Origin of the sequence: Nitriliruptor alkaliphilus DSM 45188 (assembly GCF_000969705.1) — a bacterium.
GTDB lineage: Bacteria > Actinomycetota > Nitriliruptoria > Nitriliruptorales > Nitriliruptoraceae > Nitriliruptor > Nitriliruptor alkaliphilus.
Window position 1 is genome coordinate 1,510,563 of sequence record NZ_KQ033901.1, and the last position, 16,699, is coordinate 1,527,261.

The 16,699-nt window shown below is 72.8% G+C and carries 17 protein-coding genes; 11 read left to right on the forward strand and 6 right to left on the reverse strand.

All coding sequences use genetic code 11. The features are described 5' to 3' along the window. Positions 1–49 precede the first annotated feature (49 nt). Both NITAL_RS07180 and NITAL_RS07185 read left to right on the forward strand, forming a co-directional pair. Positions 50–583 (forward strand): CGNR zinc finger domain-containing protein, encoded by a 534-nt coding sequence (locus tag NITAL_RS07180; protein WP_052665421.1) that lies wholly within the window; start codon positions 50–52, stop codon positions 581–583. Further along, positions 580–1,911, forward strand: a complete 1,332-nt coding sequence (locus NITAL_RS07185) for an MATE family efflux transporter (RefSeq protein ID WP_052665422.1) — start codon at positions 580–582, stop codon at positions 1,909–1,911. Before NITAL_RS07180 ends, NITAL_RS07185 begins: the two co-directional genes overlap by 4 nt. Here the strand turns inward: NITAL_RS07185 and NITAL_RS07190 are convergent. The 4 genes from NITAL_RS07190 to NITAL_RS07205 all read right to left on the reverse strand — a co-directional run bounded on the left by NITAL_RS07190 (position 1,901) and on the right by NITAL_RS07205 (position 6,370). Then, positions 1,901–3,169 carry a class I SAM-dependent RNA methyltransferase gene (locus NITAL_RS07190; protein ID WP_052665423.1) on the reverse strand — a complete coding sequence of 423 codons (1,269 nt, stop codon included), beginning with the start codon at positions 3,167–3,169 and terminating at the stop codon, positions 1,901–1,903. The genes NITAL_RS07185 and NITAL_RS07190 overlap by 11 nt on opposite strands. Further along, a complete protein-coding gene (locus NITAL_RS07195) occupies positions 3,166–3,939 on the reverse strand; it encodes a hypothetical protein (protein WP_157041688.1) in 774 nt (257 codons plus the stop codon). The genes NITAL_RS07190 and NITAL_RS07195 overlap by 4 nt, the downstream gene beginning before the upstream one ends. Positions 3,940–3,953: 14 nt before the next feature. Beyond that, positions 3,954–4,868, reverse strand: coding sequence for a 50S ribosomal protein L11 methyltransferase (locus NITAL_RS07200; RefSeq protein WP_169786765.1), 915 nt, complete (start codon positions 4,866–4,868; stop codon positions 3,954–3,956). A 209-nt stretch (positions 4,869–5,077) separates the two neighbouring features. Next, entirely contained in the window at positions 5,078–6,370 is a 1,293-nt protein-coding gene (locus NITAL_RS07205; RefSeq protein WP_052665426.1) for an AI-2E family transporter, read from the reverse strand. A gap of 103 nt (positions 6,371–6,473) precedes the next feature. Here NITAL_RS07205 and NITAL_RS07210 point away from each other — a divergent pair, with 103 nt between their 5' ends. From NITAL_RS07210 to NITAL_RS07240, 7 genes are all read left to right on the forward strand, one after another. Beyond that, positions 6,474–7,532, forward strand: a complete 1,059-nt coding sequence (locus NITAL_RS07210) for an ABC transporter ATP-binding protein (RefSeq protein ID WP_083441309.1) — start codon at positions 6,474–6,476, stop codon at positions 7,530–7,532. Continuing rightward, the gene (locus NITAL_RS07215) at positions 7,529–8,299 is read left to right on the forward strand and encodes an ABC transporter permease (RefSeq protein WP_052665427.1); all 771 of its coding nucleotides are present in this window, start codon (positions 7,529–7,531) and stop codon (positions 8,297–8,299) included. Before NITAL_RS07210 ends, NITAL_RS07215 begins: the two co-directional genes overlap by 4 nt. A gap of 219 nt (positions 8,300–8,518) precedes the next feature. Continuing rightward, the gene (coxB, locus tag NITAL_RS07220) at positions 8,519–9,670 is read left to right on the forward strand and encodes a cytochrome c oxidase subunit II (RefSeq protein ID WP_052665428.1); all 1,152 of its coding nucleotides are present in this window, start codon (positions 8,519–8,521) and stop codon (positions 9,668–9,670) included. Between the two features lie 13 nt (positions 9,671–9,683). Then, positions 9,684–11,630: a cytochrome c oxidase subunit I gene (ctaD, locus tag NITAL_RS07225; RefSeq protein ID WP_052665429.1), complete on the forward strand. Its 1,947-nt coding sequence runs from the start codon at positions 9,684–9,686 to the stop codon at positions 11,628–11,630. An 83-nt stretch (positions 11,631–11,713) separates the two neighbouring features. Beyond that, entirely contained in the window at positions 11,714–12,304 is a 591-nt protein-coding gene (locus NITAL_RS07230; RefSeq protein ID WP_052665430.1) for a cytochrome c oxidase subunit 3, read from the forward strand. A 40-nt stretch (positions 12,305–12,344) separates the two neighbouring features. Continuing rightward, positions 12,345–12,677 carry a cytochrome C oxidase subunit IV family protein gene (locus NITAL_RS07235; protein ID WP_052665431.1) on the forward strand — a complete coding sequence of 111 codons (333 nt, stop codon included), beginning with the start codon at positions 12,345–12,347 and terminating at the stop codon, positions 12,675–12,677. 11 nt (positions 12,678–12,688) lie between these two features. Then, positions 12,689–13,411, forward strand: coding sequence for a cupredoxin domain-containing protein (locus NITAL_RS07240; RefSeq protein ID WP_052665432.1), 723 nt, complete (start codon positions 12,689–12,691; stop codon positions 13,409–13,411). A 55-nt stretch (positions 13,412–13,466) separates the two neighbouring features. Here NITAL_RS07240 and NITAL_RS07245 read toward each other — a convergent pair whose 3' ends face one another. Both NITAL_RS07245 and NITAL_RS07250 read right to left on the reverse strand, forming a co-directional pair. Then, positions 13,467–14,318 carry a hypothetical protein gene (locus tag NITAL_RS07245; RefSeq protein ID WP_157041689.1) on the reverse strand — a complete coding sequence of 284 codons (852 nt, stop codon included), beginning with the start codon at positions 14,316–14,318 and terminating at the stop codon, positions 13,467–13,469. Further along, positions 14,315–15,292: a COX15/CtaA family protein gene (locus NITAL_RS07250; protein WP_052665434.1), complete on the reverse strand. Its 978-nt coding sequence runs from the start codon at positions 15,290–15,292 to the stop codon at positions 14,315–14,317. Before NITAL_RS07250 ends, NITAL_RS07245 begins: the two co-directional genes overlap by 4 nt. 120 nt (positions 15,293–15,412) lie before the next feature. On the opposite strand from NITAL_RS07250, the gene NITAL_RS27900 reads away from it, so the two are divergent. After that, positions 15,413–15,700 (forward strand): hypothetical protein, encoded by a 288-nt coding sequence (locus NITAL_RS27900; RefSeq protein ID WP_052665435.1) that lies wholly within the window; start codon positions 15,413–15,415, stop codon positions 15,698–15,700. Then, a complete protein-coding gene (locus NITAL_RS07260; RefSeq protein ID WP_211262255.1) occupies positions 15,697–16,683 on the forward strand; it encodes a heme o synthase in 987 nt (328 codons plus the stop codon). Before NITAL_RS27900 ends, NITAL_RS07260 begins: the two co-directional genes overlap by 4 nt. Positions 16,684–16,699 lie beyond the last annotated feature (16 nt).

Here is a 16,699-nt window from a genome sequence, read left to right on the forward strand (position 1 = left end):
TAAGGTCCGGCCACCCCGAGCGGGGCCCACCCGACCGGACGGGACCGCTGTGCCCTTCGACGCCGACGACCGCTCCGCAGCGCTGGCCGTGCTGCTCGTCGAGGCCGCGCGCGACGGTGTCGACGCCGCCGAGCTGCACCGCCGGTTCCGTGAGGGCGAGCACCACCTCCCGGTCGCCACGTCGCACCACCCGGCGGTGCTGGCCCTCGGCGCCGAGCTCGATGCGCTGTTCGGAGGCGACCCGGACGCCACCGTCGCCGCCGTCGATGCCGCCCTCGCCCGCCTGTCGGTGCGGCCCCGCCTGTCCACCCACGATGGTCGTCCACCCCACCTGCACTACGAGCGGGACGGCGCCGACGTCGTCGAACGCCTGCGGGTGAACGTCACGATCGGTCTCGCCCGGGTCGTCGCCACCGATGGGCCCGACCGGCTCGGCAGGTGCGCTGCCACGGGCTGTCGGCGGGTGTTCGTCGACACGTCCCGGGGGGCTCGACGCCGGTTCTGCACGGCAGCGTGTGCCAACCGGACCCACGTCGCCGACCACCGTGCGCGGCGCCGCGCCGACCGCGGTGGTCGCCCGTGACCGCGCCGCCGCCCGCCCGGGTCCGCCACCGACGCATCCTCGGTCTGGCGGTACCCGCCGTCGGGACCCTCGTGGCCGATCCGCTGCTCGGCCTGGTCGACACGGCCGTCGTCGGGCGCATCGGTGCGGCCGAGCTCGGCGGGCTCGGACTGGCCGTCGGGATCCTGACCGCCCTGTCGTGGGTCTTCAACTTCCTCGTCTTCGGGACCACGTCGACCGTTGCCCGGGCCGTCGGGGCCGGCGACCGCGTCGCCGCCGGCCGGCGGGTCAGCCACGCGGGCCAGGTCGCGGTGGTCCTCGGGAGCGTGGTCGGCCTCGTGCTGCTGCTCGGCGCACCCCTGCTGGTGCGGGCCTTCGGCGCGGTCGACGAACTGGTCGACCCGGCGGTCCTCTACCTGCGCATCCGGGCGGTCGGGGTGCCGTTCCTGCTGCTCGGTTTCGTCGGCCACGGGGCGTTCCGGGGGGTGTCGGACACCCGCACACCCTTGCTGGTGGCCCTGGTCGCCAACGTCGTCAACGCCGGGCTGACCTTCCTGCTGGCCTTCCCGCTGGGCCTCGGCCTGGCGGGTGCTGCGATCACCACGGTGGTCGCCGAGGTCATCGCGGTGCTGGCCTTCGTGGTGCTGCTCGGGCGCGTCGGGCTCCCGATCGCCCACCACGGGCGACCCGACCGCACGCACCTGGCCGCCCTCGTGGTGGTCAGCCGCGACCTCTTCCTGCGTACCGGCGGCCTGCTGCTCGGGCTGCTCGCCATCACCGCTGCCGCGGCCCGGACCGGCAGCGTCACGGCTGCCGGGCACCAGGTCCTGTACCAGACCTTCCTGCTCGTCAGCTTCCTTATGGACGGGTTCGCAATCGCGGGGCAGGCGCTGGTCGGCACCGCCCTCGGGGCCGGCCGCGTCGAGGAGGCCCGCGCGTACGGGCGCGACCTCGTCCGCTGGGGCATCGGCGGTGGCGCCGTCGTGGCGCTCCTGCTCGTCGGCGGGCAGGACGTGCTGCCACGGATCCTGACCGACGACCCGGCCGTGCTCGGTGCCATCGGTGGCGCGTGGGTGCTCGCCGCCGTGGGACACGTCGTCAACGGGCCGGTGTTCGCGCTGGACGGGGTGCTGATGGGCGCCGAGGATTTCGCCTACCTGCGCACCTGGACCGTCATGGCCGCGATCGTCGGCGGGGTCGCCGGCCAGCTCGTGGCGACGACCGGGGGTGGTCTGCTCGGCCTGTGGGTCGCCGTCCAGCTGCTCATGCTGGTGAGGCTGGTGTCGCTCGTGCTGCGCGTCCGGGGCGACCGGTGGGGACGGGCGGGGGCGGCACTGGTCACCGAGTGAAGGTGGCGACCACCTCGACGTGGTGGGTCATCGGGAACAGGTCGAGCGGCTGGACGGCGGTCAGCCGGTACCCGCCCTCGATGAGCGCCCGGGTGTCGCGCGCCAGCGCGGCCACGTCGCAGGCCACGTACACGATCGCTCCGGGGCCGAGCGAGATCGCCCCCGCGATGACGTCGGCACCGGCGCCGGTGCGTGGCGGGTCGAGGACGACCACGTCCGGTGGGTCGTGCGAGGTGCCGCCGTCGGTGACGAACGAGGCGACCGGCGCGTGTTCGACGGCGATGTCCAGCCCGGCCTCGTCCGCGTTGCGTTCGGCCCACCGGGTCGCCGCGGCGTGGCCCTCGACGGCGACCACCTCCGCGCCCGCGCGGGCCAGGGGCAAGGACAGCAGCCCGACCCCGGCGTAGAGGTCCCACAGCAGCGCGCCGTCGACCCGTCCGGCCGCACGCAGGACGTGCTCGACGAGCGCCTCGGCGCCGCCGGTGGAGACCTGGAAGAACGACGAGGTGTCGAAGCGGTAGGTCAGACCGGCGACGGTCTCGGCCAGCACCCCGTCGCCCCGCAGCGCCAGCTGGGACCCGTTCGGCTGCACCAGGACGACGTCGAAGTCCCCCTCGGGGATCGCCAACCCGCCGGGTCCGGGGGTGATCGCAGCAGCGGCGGTGCCGGTCGACGCGTGGGCACGGAACGCGACCTCCGCCGCGCCCGTGGCGTCGCCGACCGCATCGCGCACCGCCTGGACCTGCGGGGTCGCCAGCACGAGGTCGTCGACCGGGATCACCTCGTGGCTGCCGGCCCGGTGGAAGCCGAGCCGGCCATCGGGGTCGGCGTGCAGCCGCACGTGGGTGCGGTAGCGCAGGTCCGGGCCGACGGCGAGGCAGTCGGCCACCGGTGGCGCGGCGACGCGACCGAGCCGCTCGAGCTGTTCGCGCACGACCCGGGTCTTGAGACGACGCTGCGCGTCCGGGGCCGCGTGGGCGAGGTCGCCGCCACCGATGGCGTCGGGATCGGTCAGCGGCGGCGCGACGCGGTCGGCCGAGCCCTCGACGACCTCCACCAGGGTCGCCCGAGCCCACCGGGCCCGGTCGTCGGTCACCTGGACCACGACCTGCTCGCCCGGCAGCGTGCCGGGCACGAACACGGCCTTGCCCTCGATGCGGACCACGCCCTCGCCACCGTGGGTGAACCCGTCGACGCGAGCCTTGAGCGGGCCTCGGGGCAGCGGGTTCTGGTTGCGTTCGCGCCGCCGCTTGCTCACGAGTCCGACCCGAGCCGGTCGAGGGTGACCAGGATCACGTCGAGGTTGGCCAGGCCCCGCTCGGCGTACGCCCGCGCGTCGTCGGTCGCCCGGGCCGTGGCCGTCAGCCGCGACCAGGCGACGGCACGGGTCCCGAGGCCGGGCAGCTCCGCCACGGCGACCTCGCGCTCCTCGAGGGTCGAGGTCGTCCGCAAGGTCTCGTCGATGGCGGCCAGGACGCCGCCGGCATCGCGCTGCCAGGCGCCGAGGTCGCCGGCGATCGGGTCACGGAGGAGGTCGATGACGGTGTTGCCGAGCGTCCCACCGACGTCCCGGGCCCGGGTCAGGGTGTGGGTGAGCTGGTCGGGGGCGTCCTCGTCGGCGTCGTCGCGGTCGAGGGTCTCGGCGGCGAACAGCGGGCGCGGTCCGTCCCCCTGGTCGGCTCCGGTGGCGCCCGCGTCGGCGACCAGCACCTCGAGCGCAGCCTCGGCCGCGCCCTGGGCAGCTGCTGGTCCGTCGGCGTCGAGCGCGGCGGCGAGTTCGTCGCGGGCCGCCGCGATCGTCGACCGGAGGTGCTCGACCTCGGCGATGAGCGCCTCACGTGCCGGATCGGGCGTGGAGCTGCCGAGCGGTGCCTCCGCCGGGTCGGTGTCCGGTGGCGGCGCCTCGGTGTCGGGCAGGCTGCATCCGGTGAGGGCAACGGCGACCAGCAGGAGGCCGGGGATCCACGCGCCGCGACGTCCCGTACGCCGGAGCGTGGGACGGACGGGGGAGCGGGGGGAGGCAGGCATCGGCCGCATGTTCGTCAACGGGACGTCGGACCGCCAACCGACGCCCCGGCCGTCGGTCCCCCCGCTCGCGGCGACGCGTCGCGGTCGCGACGACCGAGGAGGGCGATCCACCCGTCCCGCTGCTGTTCGACCTCGATCCGCAGGCCGGCCCGCGTCAGCGGACCGGTCGCGTGTTCGGCGCGGTCGCTGGCGATACCGGACGCGACCAGGTGCCCCCCGGGCGCGAGCGCGCCGACGAGGTCCACGGCGAGCTCGGCGATGGTGTCGGTCACCAGGTTGGCCACGACGACGTCGGCCCGGCCCCCGAGCAGCGCGATCGCCGCGTCGACGCTGCCGACCGCGGCGGGCACCACGACCCGGTTGCGGACGGCGTTCTCGGCGGTCACCTCGACGGCGTCCGGGTCGATGTCGCTGCCCACCGCGCGGGCACCCCGCATCGCGGCGGCGATCGCGAGGACGCCGCTGCCGCAGCCGACGTCGATCAGGCCCCGTCCCGCGAGCTGGCCGCCGACGTCGAGGTCGTCGAGCAGCTCCAGACACTGGGCCGTGGTCGCGTGGTGGCCCGAACCGAAGGCGCGCCCCGGGTCCAGCACGACGGTGGTCTCGTCCGCCGCCGGGACGTGGGTGTCCACCAGCCAGGTCGGCACCACGGCGAAGCGTCCCGCGAGCACCGGTGAGATCGTGGCCTTCCACGCGGCCTGCCAGTCCCGGTCGGGTTCCTCGGTGAAGGACCCGCCGGGGGGCAGGCCGGGAACGTCGCGGTCGGCGAACCAGGCGATCAGTTGCCCGGGTTGCTCCCACACGCCGGTGGCGCCAGCGGCCCACAGGGTCGCCGCAGCGACCTCGGCGTCCTCGCGGGCCACCGGCAGGGTGTAGCGCTGCCGTGACGGTGCGATCGTCGAGGTCTCCCGGTGGAGGACTGGAGACACGATGCGGCCCCGTGCGACGGGGGGACACACGGGGCCGCGGCGGTCGTGGACCGCGACGAGAACGTACACCTCGCAACGGTCGGGCCCCAGACCGCGGGGGAGGTGAACACGTTCCTGTACGCCGAACGCGCAGAACGATGACCCTCGCGCGCGCTGTTCGCGTCACACGTCCCGGATGGCCGGGACCCAGGTCCCACTCGCGGGTCGTGTCAACTCGGAGGCGGCTCGGCCTGGGCGTCCTCGACCAGCTGCGCCGCACCCGCCGGCCCGGTCTCGAGCAGCTGGTGCTCGAGCACCTCGTACTCCTCACCGGCGGCCGCCAGGAGCGCGGCGACGATCGCCACGGCCGGCAGGGCCAGCAGCGCACCGGGCGCTCCCGCCACGGCGGCGCCCGCCACGACCGACACGAACGCGACGGCGGGGTGCAGCTCCAGCGTCGTCGCGGTGATCTTGGGGACCACCAGGTAGTTCTCGACCTGCTGGTAGGCCGTGATGGCGATCAGCACGGCCACGGCCAGACCCGGTGAGCTGGCGAGCGCGACCGCGATCGGCAACGCGCCGGCCAGGTAGGTACCGACCGCCGGGATCACGGCCGAGACGACCCCGACGTAGACCGCCAGGGCCGCCGCGTACTCGAGGCCGAGCAGCGTGAACGCCACGAGGTGGAACAGGGTCGAGACGATCGCGGTCAGGACCCGGGAGTAGACGTAGCTGCCGGTCTTGGTGACCGCGAGCTCCCACAGGCCGAGGACGCGGACCTGCTCGCGGGGCGGCAGACGGCGGGCGAGCCGGGCCCGCAGCTTCGGGCCGTCCGCGACGAGGTAGAACACGATCAGCACGATGGTCAGCAGCTGGAACACGCCGCCGAGCACCGTCTGGCCGAGCCCGATCACGCCACGGCCCAGGCCCTCGGCCATGCGCGGCAGCTGCCGCGGCAGCTCCCGCCCCTGCTCGGTGAGCCACGCACCGAGCGCCTCGCCGGAGTCGCCGGGCAGGGCGTCCTCCGCGAGGTCGGCGAGGTCGTCGAGCAGCGTCGGGGCGGCGGCGACGAGGTTGCGTACCTGCTCGGCGATGAGCGGGATCATGGCCGCGACCATCCCGGCGGCGGCGAGGATGACCCCGAGGAACACCATCCAGGTCCCGAACCCGCGACGCACACCGCGCCGAGCGAGCCACTGAACAGCCGGCTCCATCGCGAAGCTCAGGAACAGGCTGATCACCAGGATCGACAGCAGCCCCTGGAGACGCCCGCCGATGGCGGTGGCGATCTGGGCGAGCAGCAACCCACCGGCGACGCCGAGCGCGAGGGTGCCGACGCGTGCGTCGCGCAGGAGACGTCGCCGCTCGGGGGCGAGGTCGTCCTCGCCGCGCGCGGCCCGGACCACGCGCGCGGCCGCGTCGCTCCGTTCGGTGGCGGCCTCGGCCCGTCGCCGCTCCCGCCGCCGCCGCTCGACGCGCCCGGATCCCTCCCGCCCAGGGCCCTCGCGCTCGGAGCCGTCCACGAGCAGCTCCCTCCCGCCAGCGGCGTGCGCCGGGCCGACGCGCGTTCCAGCCTAGAGGTGGGGGCCCGCGGGCCGCCGCTACCCTCGGCCGCCTCCTGGACCGATGGGTCCGCTCACCGCCGTGCCCGACCCGAGGTTCGCCGTGCCCGCGACTCCGGCCGTCGCGCCCACCGAGCGTGGCGAGGGCCCCGCGATCGAGGTCGTCGGACTCGTGAAGCGCTACGGCGCGACCCTGGCGGTCGACGGGCTCGACCTCGCGGTGCTGCCCGGCGAGACCCTGGCGCTGCTCGGCCCGAACGGGGCCGGCAAGACCACCACCATCGAGTGCTGCGAGGGCTTCCGGCGCCCCGACGCCGGCAGCGTGCGCGTGCTCGGGCTGGACCCTCGGCGGGACGCCGTCGCGCTGCGTCCGCGCGTCGGGCTGATGCTCCAGGAGGGTGGCGTTTACCCGATGGCGCGGCCCGGCGAGGTGCTGCGGCTGTTCGCCGCCTACCACCGCGACCCGCTCGATCCCGACGAGCTGCTCGAGCGGGTCGGCCTCGAGGGCGCCCGGCGCACCCGCTTCCGGGACCTCTCGGGCGGCCAGAAGCAGCGCCTGTCGCTCGCGCTGGCCGTCGTCGGCCGCCCCGAGGTCGTCTTCCTCGACGAGCCGACCGCCGGCCTGGACCCGGCGGCCCGCCGCGCGACCTGGCAGCACGTCCGCGAGCTGCGGGCCGACGGGGTGACCGTCGTGCTGAGCACCCACCTGCTCGACGAGGCCGAGGAGCTCGCCGACCGGGTCGCGATCGTCGACCGCGGCCGGCTCGTCGCGCTCGGCAGCCCCGACGAGCTGACCCACGGCGACCACGACGAGCTCGAGTTCACCGCCGCCCCCGGCCTCGACTGCACCGCGATCGCCAGCGCCGTCGACGCGATCGTGACCGAGCCCCGGCCCGGCCGCTACGTGGTCCACGCCGCCACGACCCCGGCCCGGGTCGCGCGGCTGGCGAGCTGGCTGGAGCGCGAGGACGTGGTCCTCGGTGAGCTGAAGGCCGGCAAACGCAGCCTCGAGGACGTGTTCTTGCGCCTGACCTCCGAGGAGTCCGAGGCCGCCCCGGCCACCCGTGATGACGCCCCAGCCACCCCCGGAGGCGCCCGGTTCCGACGGAAGGTCCGCCGGTGACCGCTGCACCGCCCCGCGCCGATCTCGACCGCCGGTTGCCGGTCGGTCGGGCGCTGCTGGCCCAGTCCGGCATGGAGCTGCGCCTGCTCGTGCGGTCGGCCGAGTCGTTGCTGGTGACCTTCGGCATCCCGATCGGCCTCCTGGCCTTCTTCTCGACCGTCGACGTGCTGCCCACCGGCGATCGGGACGCGGTCGACTTCCTGGTCCCCGGTGTGCTCGCCATCTCGGTGGCGGCCACCGGCCTCGTCGCCGTGTCCATCCAGACCGCGTTCGAGCGCAAGTACGGGGTCCTCAAACGGCTGGGCGGCACCCCGCTGCCGCGGTGGGCGTTCCTGACCGCCAAGGGGTTGGCCGTCGGCGCGCTGCTGCTGCTGCAGACGGCGCTGACGTTGGCGATCGCCGCGGGACCGCTCGGCTGGCGTCCCGCCGGCGGGGTCGCGGTCGCGGCGCTGACCGTGGTCGTCGGCGCCGTCACCCACACCGCGCTCGGCCTCATGATCGCCGGGAGCCTGCGTGCCGAGGCGACCCTGGCGCTGTCCAACGCCCTCTTCCTCGTGCTGCTCGTGATCAGCGGGGTGACCTTCGAGGCCGACGTCCTGCCCGACGGCTTGGCCGAGATCGGCCGGATGCTGCCGGTCGGGGCGCTCGGTGAAGCGCTCCGCACCGCCTTCGACGGTGGGACGCCGTGGGCGCCACTCGCGCTCGTGGCGGGTTGGGGGGTCGCGGCGGTCGCCGTGGCGACCCGCACCTTCCGCTGGGAGCCCTGAGGGCGGCGAGGACGCCCGGATGTGGCCGCTGCGACACCCGCACGGGCCCCGGTGTCGGTTGGGTCGCACCCTGGTCGAACGGCTACTCTCCGCCACGCCCGGCCGGCCCGTCCCGTCCGGGCATCCCCCGACGGTCCCCGTACGGCAACGCGTGTCCGACCTCCGCCACGTCCGCGGTGGACGCCGCGCCGCCGTGGACCCGACACGAGGAGATCGACGTTGCGGCAGACCGAGGTGCGCCCCGGAGCGGGTGACCGCGTACGGCCCGACCTCCCGGCCCGCGCCCGGGCGCGTCGTCCCGCCGTCGCCAAGACGGTGCTCGGCCTCGGTGCCGTGCTCCTGCTGTCCGCGTGTAGCGGTGAGCAGAGCGCGCTCCACCCCGCCGGGCCCTACGCGCAAGGTCCCCACGACCTGATCATCATCGTGTTCGCGATCGCGCTCGGGGTCTTCATCCTCGTCCAGGGCCTGATCGTCTACTCGGTGATCAAGTTCCGCCGCCGCCCCGACGACGACGGGACGCTGCCGGTCCAGGTCCACGGCAACACCCGCCTCGAGATCATCTGGACCGTCATCCCGGCCCTGATCCTGGCCGGCATCGCGGTGCCCACCGTGCAGGGCATCTTCACCCAGACCGAGCCGCCCGAGGACGGCATCGTCATCCAGGTCATCGGCCACCGGTGGTGGTGGGAGTTCGAGTACCCCGCCCAAGCCTTCGGCCTCGAGGAGTCGATCTACACCGCCACCGAGCTGGTGATCCCGGTCGACACCCCGGTGCGGCTCGAGATGACGGCCACGGACAGCGCGCGCTCGCCCGACCGCGGTGTCCTGCACTCGTTCTGGATCCCCGCCCTGGCCGGCAAGCAGGACGTGGTCCCCGGTCAGACGACCTTCCTCAACCTCCAGGCGGACGAGCCGGGCTACTTCCTCGGCCAGTGCGCCGAGTACTGCGGCCTCTCGCACGTCCACATGCGTGCCCGCGTGCGGGCGGTGCCCCAGGCTGAGTTCGAGGAGTGGCTCGCGGCCCAGCAGGAGCCGGCCGCCGTGCCCGAATCCGGCCTCGAGGCTGAGGGTGCCGCGTTGTTCGCCGACCTCGGTGACGGCCGCCAGGCCTGCATCCAGTGCCACCAGGTCTACACCGGTGAGGGCCGCCGGGCGCCGAGCATCGGTCCCGACCTGACCCACCTGTTCAGCCGCCAGGAGTTCGCCGGCGCGGTGCGTGACCTCGACGAGGACAACCTGCGGCAGTGGCTGGCCGACCCCGACTCGATCAAGCCGATGCAGTACGCGTCGAACAACATCGGGATGCCGAACCTCGACCTGTCCGAGGACGAGCTCGATGCCCTCGTCGCTTACCTCATGACCCTGCAGTAGAAGGAGACGCGAGATGGCTACCACCGCCACCACCGAGCGTCCGAAGCAGGGCGGTCTGTTCCGTCGACCGACCGGCGACACGGGCTTCGTCAGCTGGATCTCGACCACCGACCACAAGCGGATCGGGATCCTCTACTTCTGGACCGTGCTGGTCTTCTTCTTCCTCGGTGGGCTGGAAGCCAGCCTGATCCGGGCCCAGCTGGCCGCCGCCGAGCAGACCCTCCTCACCGAGGAGATCTACAACCAGCTGTTCACCATGCACGGCATCACGATGGTGTTCCTCGTGGTCATGCCGCTGTCGGCCGCGTTCTTCAACTACATCATCCCCCTGCAGATCGGTGCGCGTGACGTCGCGTTCCCCCGCCTCAACGCCTTCAGCTACTGGGCGTTCCTGTTCGGCGGGATCTTCCTCTACAGCTCGTTCCTGCTCGGCGGTGCGCCCAACGGTGGTTGGTTCGGCTACGCGCCGCTGTCGCGCGACGCGGTGTCCAACATGGGCTTCTACGCCGTCGGCCTGCAGATCCTCGGCATCGGCTCGCTGGCCTCTGCGGTCAACTTCATCACCACCATCCTGAACATGCGTGCCCCGGGCATGACCTTCATGCGCATGCCGATGTTCATCTGGATGTCGCTGGTCACCAACTTCCTGCTGCTGTTCGCCATGCCGATCATCGCGGTCGCGCTGTTCATGCTGCAGTTCGACACGCTCTTCGGGGCCCAGTTCTTCGACCCGTCCACGGGCGGTGACCCGATCCTGTGGCAGCACCTGTTCTGGCTCTTCGGGCACCCCGAGGTCTACATCATGATCCTGCCCGCCATGGGGATCGTGTCCGAGACCCTGCCGGTGTACTCCAAGAAGCCGCTGTTCGGGTACGCCGCCGTCGCCTTCGCCGGCGCGGCGATCGGGTTCATCGGCTTCGGGGTGTGGGCTCACCACATGTTCACCTCGGCGATCGGTCCGGTCGCCCGGTCCGCGTTCGCGCTGTCGACGATGTTCATCGCGGTGCCGACGGGCATCAAGATCTTCAACTGGGTGTTCACCATGTGGGGCGGCAAGCTCCGCCTCAACACCACGATGCTGTTCTCCATCGGCTTCGTGTCGATGTTCACCATCGGTGGGCTGTCGGGCGTCACGCACGCGATCGTGCCCCACAACGCCCAGCAGACCGACACCTACTACGTGGTGGCGCACTTCCACTACGTGCTGTTCGGTGGCGCCCTGTTCGGTCTGATCGCCGGGATCTACTACTGGTTCCCGAAGGTCACCGGCAAGCTCATGGGCGAGGGGCTCGGCAAGGCCCACTTCTGGACCTGGTTGATCGGCTTCAACCTGACCTTCGGCCCGATGCACATGTCGGGGTTGCTCGGCCAGCCGCGCCGCACCGCGGTCCTGCCGGCCGAGCTCGGAGGCGACGTCGAGCTCTACAACCTGCTCAGCACCCTCGGCGTGGTGGTGCTCATCGTCTCGTCGCTGATCTTCCTGGTGAACCTGTTCAAGAGCATCAAGGCGGGCGAGCCGTCGGGCCTGGACCCCTGGGACGCGCGCACCCTCGAGTGGTTGACGACCTCGCCGCCGAAGGTGCACAACTTCGACGTGGTCCCGACCATCACCCACCGCGACGAGTTCTGGCACCGCAAGTACGCCGAGGACGAGACCGGGACCCCGGTCGCCGTCCCCGCGGGCGGTTCGGTCGACGCCCCCGGTGAGGTCGGCCCAGGGGGGGCGAACGCCGAGGTCGTCGACGAGCACATCCACATGCCCGACCCCTCGTACTGGCCGCTGGTCATGACGCTCGGCCTGTTCCCGCTGGCGTACGGCCTGATCTACAACGACTACGCGGCCGGCATCGTGGCCATCGGTGTCGGGGCGCTGTGGATGATCATGGGGATGTTCGGCTGGATCATCGAGCCCGTGGCCGAAGGTGACGACGACGAGCCCGAGGTCCTCGCGGCCCACTGACCGCGTTCGACCGCTGACCGACCGGTGCTGCGACCGCTCGACCGCCTGGGGCGGACGACACGCACACGAGACGAGGAGACACCGTGAGCGCCGACGCGCACGGCACCACGCTGGGCCTGGACCACCGCAAGCTGGCGATGTGGGCCTTCCTCGGTTCGGAGTTCCTGTTCTTCGGGGCCTTCATCTCGGCCTACCTGCTGTACCTCGACACCACCGCCGGGGGGCCGGGCGTCGAGATCTTCGACATCCCGTTCACCTCGATCAGCTCGTTCGTCCTGCTGATGAGTTCGCTGACGATGGTGCTCGCCCACCACGCGCACACGAAGCGCGACATGCGGCGCATGCGCCTGTGGATCCTGGCCACGGCCGGGCAGGGGATGGTGTTCCTCGGCGGCCAGGTGTACGAGTTCACCGTCTTCTACCGTGAGGGCCTGTCGCTGACCGAGAGCCCGTTCGCGTCGAGCTTCTTCGTCCTGACCGGCTTCCACGGCCTGCACGTCTTCGTCGGCATCCTGCTCCTGCTCGGCCTGTACTCCCTGTCGATCACGGGGAAGGTCAAGCCGGGCCAGGACGTCAAGACCGAGATGATCGGCCTGTACTGGCACTTCGTCGACATCATCTGGGTCGTCATCTTCACCGTCGTCTACCTCATCCCCGAGCTCCTCGCAGGCTGACCGCTACCGGACACGTCCCGCCGCAGAGGGAGGCCCCCACGTGAGCGCCACCGAGACCACCAAGGACACCGAGCACCCGAGCACGGCCCACCACGGGCCCGAGCCGCGCGAGTACGTGCGCATCGCGCTGGTGCTCGGCGTGCTGACGGCGCTGGAGGTGTCGACCTACTTCGTCGAGTTCGGGCGTCTCGGCATCCCCCTGCTGCTCGTGCTGATGGCCATCAAGTTCGTGATGGTCGCGAACTTCTTCATGCACCTGAAGTTCGACAACCGGCTCTACACCCGGCTGCTGTACAGCGGCCTGACCCTCGCCCTCTCCCTGTACGCGCTGACGCTGGTCATCATGACCTTCGCCAGCGCGCCCACCCTCTGAGGAGCCTCCCCGTGGCCACCGATCTCGACCGCCCGAACTCCGGGCCGCGGACCGCGAAGCACGCGGTGCTCGTGCCGCTGGCCATCCTCGGCGTGATGGTCCTGTTCATCGGGCTCCTCGCCACGTTGTTCCTGTGGAACAACAAGTCCGGCGCGCTCGCCCTCGCGGCCGTCGCTGCCGGCGGGATCCTGTTCAGCGTGTCGCTGATCTCCTCGCGCGACCGCCTCGACGGCCGTCAACGCTTCGTCGCGGTCGGCGCCGGCGTGCTGCCGCTGGTCCTCGGAGGCCTCGTCGCCGTCGGCGCCATCGGCGGCATCGAGGACGAGGACCGCAACATCAACGTCCAGCCGTTGCTGATCCGCCCCGACGACGCCCCGCTCATCGCCGCACAGGATTCCAACGACTTCTGCCTGCCCGACGAAGCCGGTGGCTGCGAGACGACCCAGACCTGGGAGTTCGCCCCGAGCGCCGAGGAGGAGACCGTCGCCTTCGTCTTCGACAACCTCGAGGTCGGCGTCCCGCACAACGTCGTGATCACCACTCTCGTAGGATCGGAGGACGACCCGCAACCGGGCGAGGACCTGCTGGCGAGCACCGTCATCGACGGCCCGAACGACGAGTACTACGTCTCCGATGTCCCGCTCGACGACCTGCCGGAGCAGTTCTACTTCTTCTGTGCGATCCACCCGAACATGAACGGTGTCGGGACCCTCGTCGCGGACGACGCGGCCTGACGAGGCCCACCGCTGATCGCCGTCGAGGCCCTCCTCCGGGAGGGCCTCGCGCGTGTCAGCGGGTGCGGCCGAGGGCGGCCGCGGCGGCGGCCGGCAGCCCGACCGTGGGGGCCTCGCCACGGAGCGCCGGCAGCAGGGCGGCCGCCACGGCGCGGCCGACCGCGCCGTGCGCAGCGGGGGGCCAGTGGATGCCGTCGACGTTGAGGTCGTCGACGTGCGGCTCGACCAGCGGCCACGACGCCACGCCACGGAACCCGTGGCGTTCGGCCAACGCCAGGTGGTGGGCCTGACGCTGCGGGTGCGTGGGGTGGCCCGGCCCGTAGTAGCGCGAGCGGTGGCTGGTGGGGCCGACCGCCGCACCGGCGACGCGCCCCCAGGTCAGCCCACGGACGTGATCGACCAGTTCGACGAACATGCGGTCGAACTCGGGCAGCGGGGTCCGGGTGCGTCGTCCGCCCGTGGCCCGGACCAGCCACGGGTAGGCGGCCTTCAGGCCTCGTCGCACCTGGCGTCGCACCGGGGTGGGGCGCAGGTGGGCCGCCAGGTTCTCGACCGACGGCGGGACCCCCATCGGGGCGTGGTCGAAGCTGCCCACCCCGATGACGACCGCGTCGGCGTGGGCCAGCACGTCGTACTGGACGTGCTGGTCCTTGGTGACGGTCCGTACGGCGTCGCGAACCGTCAGCCCAGGGCGGGCGACGACGGTCGGGACGACCTCGCGGTCGAGCGCGGCGGCCAGCGCCTGCGCGGCGACCCGCGGGTACAGGTGCGGCGTGGTGGGCAGCTGGGGGCCGAGGTGGTCGGTGAACGAGGTCGAGTCGCCGATGACGACCAGGGACAGCGGGCCGTCGTGGCTGAGCGCCCGGGGGACGTCGAGGTCGAACGCCGGGTCCACCCCGTCGGTCACGTCACGGCCGCGTCGGTCGGAGTGGCGGCCCCCTGCTCGGGCGGGTCGGTGACGACCGGTGGCCGCGCCCGGATCCACACCGCGACCGCCGCGGCCCAGACCAGCGACGCACCGAGGATGTGGATGGCCACGAGCCCGGCGGGGATGCCGATCGCGTACTGCACGTACCCGATGGTGCCTTGGATCAGCTCGAGGACGAGCAGGGCGCGGACGGCGGCCCGCAGCTCGGCCGGGCCGTGACGCCAGGTGATGGCGACGAGGGCGATGGTGAGTCCGACCAGCAACCACACCGCGTCGGCGTGCGCGATGGCGATGAAGCGGATGTCGAGGCCGAGCCTCGGCGTCCCCGGGTCGCCGGCGTGCGGTCCCGCCGCCGTCACCAGCGTGCCGAGCACCAGCACCACCGCGGCGGTGACGGCGAGCGCGGTGGTCGCCCACCGCAGCCCCGTCGCCACGAGGCGGCCCGTCTCGGAGTCCGCGCGGACCGGCGCGACGAGCCCGGCGTGCTCACGAGCCCGTTGCCACAGGCTGACGGCGATCGCGATCAGGACCATCGACAGCAGGAAGTGGGCGGCGACGACCAGCGGTGACAGCCCGGTCAGCACGGTCACTCCCCCGAGGAGCGCCTGCGCCAGGACCCCGGCGGGCAGCGCCCACGCCAGCGTGCGGAGGGGGCGCGGCAGCTCGCGACCGCGGCGTCGGACCTCGAGGGCGACGGCGACGGCGACCGCGAGGACCACGAAGGTCAGCAGCCGGTTGCCGAACTCGACGGCGGTCTGCCAGGTGGCGTGCTCGCCGCCGGGGCGGGGCACGACCGTGTCCCCGTCGCAGGTCGGCCAGGTGGGACAGCCGAGTCCCGACCCCGTCACGCGCACGAGACCGCCGGTGAAGACGATCAGGACGTTGGTCGCGATCGCCGCCGCAGCGAGGGTGACGAGCCGGTCGCGACCGGAGCGCGAGGAGGAGGCAGCCATGGTCGCGGAGGGTACCCGCGCCCCCGGCCCTCCCCGACCGGTTGGGGGCCGTCGCGGGGGGTGCGAGCGGTGCCGTACCATCGGTGGACCGCCGTCCTCTCCGCCAGAGCAGGTCCCCTCGTGGCCACCGACGTCGCTCCCCGCGCCGGCGCTGCCGACGCCGTCACCACCCCCCGTGCCGTGCACCGCCGGCGGGGGCTCCTGCTGTTGGCTGCCGCCGCCTTCAACCTGTGGCTCTGGGCGACACGGATGCGGAACCTCTTGGCCGACGCCGGCGACTTCTCCACCGCGTTCGTGGGTGTGCACGCCGTGCTGTACGTGACCGCGACCGCGGTGGCGCTCGTGGTCGGTGTCATCGGCTTCCGGCAGTGGCGCGAGGCACGGCGTCCGGCGGGAACGTCGGCGTGACATCACGGCCCGAGGACGCGCCCCGGTCCGTCGGCGCGGCGACCGCCCACGCGGATGCCGTCCCGGAGGCGGTCGGTCCGATGCACGAGGCGGGCCGCTACGAGGGGCGGGGCGGTACCCGCGACGCCATCCGTCGCTACGTGCTGGTCACCAAGCCCCGCATCATCGAGCTCCTGCTCATCACCACCGTCCCGGCGATGGTCGTCGCCGAGGGCGGCTGGCCGTCGACCTGGCTGGTGATCGCCACCGTGCTCGGCGGGACGCTGTCGGCCGCCAGCGCCAACGCGCTCAACAACTACTGCGACCGGGACATCGACCGGCTGATGTCGCGCACCGCCGCGCGACCGACCGCGTCGGCCGAGGTCTCACCGCGTGGCACCCTCGTCCTCGGGCTGGTCCTCGGCGCCGCCGGGTTCGTGTGGCTGGCCGTGCTGGTCAACCCGCTCGCCGCGTCGCTGGCCACCTTCGCCATCCTCTTCTACGTCTTCGTCTACACCCTCGGGCTGAAGCGACGCAGCTCGCAGGCCGTGGTCATCGGCGGCATCGCCGGGTGCATGCCGGTGCTGACCGGGTGGGCCGCCGTCCCGGGTGCCAGCCTCGGCGACCCCCGGCCGTGGCTGCTGTTCGCCGTCATGTTCTGGTGGCAGCCGCCGCACTTCTGGGTCCTGGCGATGAAGTACCGCGAGGACTACGCGCGTGCCGGCCTGCCGATGCTGCCGGTCACCCACGGCAACGACGAGACCACCCGCCAGATCCTGCTGTACAGCTACCTGCTGCTGTCGGTGGTCCTGCTGTCGACGATCGGCCTCGACGCGGGGTGGCTGTACACGGTGGTCTCCCTCGGGCTCACCGTCGGGTGGCTGCGGTACGCCCACCGGCTGCGCAGGACCCGGACGATCGCGGACGCGATGCGTCTGTTCCACTACTCGACCGTCTACCTCGCGGTGCTGTTCATCGTCGCCGCCGTCGACGCCGTCCTGTGAGGGACCTCCCGCGAGC

Excerpts from the sequence above, each read along its gene's own strand:
- NITAL_RS07195 (WP_157041688.1), bottom strand. The coding sequence starts at position 3,939 with ATGCCTGCCTCCCCCCGCTCCCCCGTCCGTCCCACGCTCCGGCGTACG.
- NITAL_RS07210 (WP_083441309.1), top strand. The coding sequence starts at position 6,474 with ATGGGTCCGCTCACCGCCGTGCCCGACCCGAGGTTCGCCGTGCCCGCG.
- ctaD (WP_052665429.1), top strand. The coding sequence starts at position 9,684 with ATGGCTACCACCGCCACCACCGAGCGTCCGAAGCAGGGCGGTCTGTTC.
- NITAL_RS07250 (WP_052665434.1), bottom strand. The coding sequence starts at position 15,292 with ATGGCTGCCTCCTCCTCGCGCTCCGGTCGCGACCGGCTCGTCACCCTC.